The sequence below is a fragment of the Glutamicibacter sp. NPDC087831 genome (assembly GCF_044742845.1).
Taxonomy (GTDB): Bacteria; Actinomycetota; Actinomycetes; order Actinomycetales; family Micrococcaceae; genus Glutamicibacter.
This window is the reverse complement of sequence record NZ_JBIUVH010000011.1, coordinates 1-956: the sequence shown is the minus strand read 5'-3', so window position 1 is coordinate 956 and position 956 is coordinate 1. Positions and strand designations below refer to the sequence as shown.

General features: G+C 49.8%; 1 protein-coding gene. It reads left to right on the top strand.

Going from position 1 to position 956, the window contains the following annotated elements:
* Nucleotides 1–206: 206 nt before the first annotated feature.
* Nucleotides 207–722 carry a GtrA family protein gene (locus ACIOJF_RS17885; RefSeq protein ID WP_105659209.1) on the top strand — a complete coding sequence of 172 codons (516 nt, stop codon included), beginning with the start codon at nucleotides 207–209 and terminating at the stop codon, nucleotides 720–722.
* Nucleotides 723–956 lie beyond the last annotated feature (234 nt).

The following is a 956-nucleotide window of genomic DNA, read 5'->3' as shown; positions in this document are numbered from 1 at the left end:
CCGTTGAGCCGCAGGGCATAACAACTCATTGCCGCCATCCTGACTATTGGACGCTGCCACGAAAATGCCCGACTCATACATCGCTGGAAGCTCATGAGCTTCAATCTGAGCATGCTGTGCAAGGTGACCCATATGGATAACTAAGAACCGCCCTGATTAAGTTTCAATTTTCTATTCGCCGATCCTGGGATGTTTATGCTTGATCCATGAGTGGCAGAGCCAAAGCATTTAGCGATGAAGGCGCACAGGATCCATCGCGCCCAAAACAGTATCGGGAACGAAAGAGAGCTCTCTACTTCCTGGGCATAGGAGGATTCTGCTTCCTCCTGACCTTGGCAGTGAATTACGGATTGAAGTTCACGATTCTGGGGGCGCATCCAACTTCAGCTTTTCTTATCGCTAATGCAGCGGCCACGGTAGTTTCCTACTACCTCTCGCGACGGTTTACCTTTGGGGATGTCGTCCATGGCCTCAAACGTATCCAGTTCATCAAATTCGTCGGCATGTCTACGGTAGCTATTGGAATTACTGCGGCGCCGGTTTATGTATCCCGTTGGATCTTTGGAATCACGGAACCACACGTTTCTTTTATCGTCCAGGAGATCGCCGACTTTATCGCCGGACCAATTATCGGGACGTTATTTGGGATGATCTTCCGATGGTGGGCAATGAAGAAGTTCGTCTTCCTGGATACGCTCCATAAACGTACAGAGATCCTGTAAACCGCAGGAGCAAAGCAGTCGCGATTCCGCTGCAGATTTGTTTAACTGTCAGGGCGTCAGAGTACGCCCGCGGATTATGCCACCACAGTGTAACCACGATCACTGTCAAAAGTGCCCTGCCGATTTGCGGAGCCCTGAAAACCTGTGTATAGTTTTTATCTGTTGCCGGAACGGAAACAACACGGAATCTACCGATTGTTTACCCGGCAGCCAATCACTTTTCACTGAAGGTTT

Bases quoted from the DNA above. Each gene is read 5' to 3' on its own strand.
- ACIOJF_RS17885 (WP_105659209.1), top strand. From the start codon at position 207: ATGAGTGGCAGAGCCAAAGCATTTAGCGATGAAGGCGCACAGGATCCA.